This window comes from Calothrix sp. CBUCES-K 9914 (genome assembly GCF_059640475.1).
In genome coordinates, this window is sequence record NZ_JBXXZH010000556.1 from 1 (window position 1) to 878 (window position 878).

General features: G+C 39.6%; 1 protein-coding gene. It reads right to left on the bottom strand.

Features of this window, described 5'->3' with window-relative positions:
* Positions 1–686, bottom strand: a 686-nt coding sequence (locus AC2JBO_RS45045) for a hypothetical protein (protein ID WP_496960105.1), incomplete at its 3' end; no start/stop codon positions are given.
* Between the last annotated feature and the right edge of the window lie 192 nt (positions 687–878).

Below are 878 nucleotides of genomic sequence, written 5' to 3' on the forward strand. Positions count from 1 at the left end.
TCAGAACAAGAGGTTGTTTCTGGTGTGAATTGTCCAATTGCGGGGTGGTGGGTTGCTTTGGATTGCACCTGTACTAGTTGTGTCGCTACACGTGATTGAGGTTCATCCTCAATTACTTCGATATTTGGTATGGGTGGTTGACGAATAGTTAACGACGCTTGATTTGTGTTTATTTGTTTTTGTTGATACTTTTGTTCAGTATAATTACTATGGTTATGATTTGTACTACTAGTATTTTTTTTATCTCTAATTAAATTCGAGGCTAATTGTATTTGGGAATTTTGGGTCGGCAGAGAAAGTGGTGTTGTAGATGGTGGGGTAGTCAAACTAGTCGGAAGCTTGCTGCAAATTAAACGCTCAAATTCCATGTTGAAATGGAATGAGGCTTGTCCACGTCGTAGCCATATAGTTAGGATTTGCTGGACTGAAAAAGCTTTATAGCGACCTTGGTATAAGGCTTCTACTACTGCTAGGTGCAACCAGTTCTGAGGAAATTGTACTTGCCAACGCGCGATTAACTCCGGTGCCCTATAGCCACCAAGGTCAAAGCTATAGTGAGTTAGTAAGTTCACCACGAGGTCGGTGTAGTTCTCATAGTAATTACCGTAGTAATCACCATACTCGTAGTAGCTGTCGTCATAGTTGTCTTCTGCTGGTGAGGACATCTGGACTTCAGCTAATGGCATTAGACAGAGATTTGTCTCCCTTCGCATAAGCATGATTGTGCTTTTAGCTACATTGATATATTCACAGATATTTCTTTTATGTAAAAGAAGTGTTATTAATTCTACCGAGAAGAGTCAAATTATGAAACAACATACGGTGAATTTATTTTTGGTACTCTTTTTAAAGCGACTAGCGCTTGATATACCATCGCA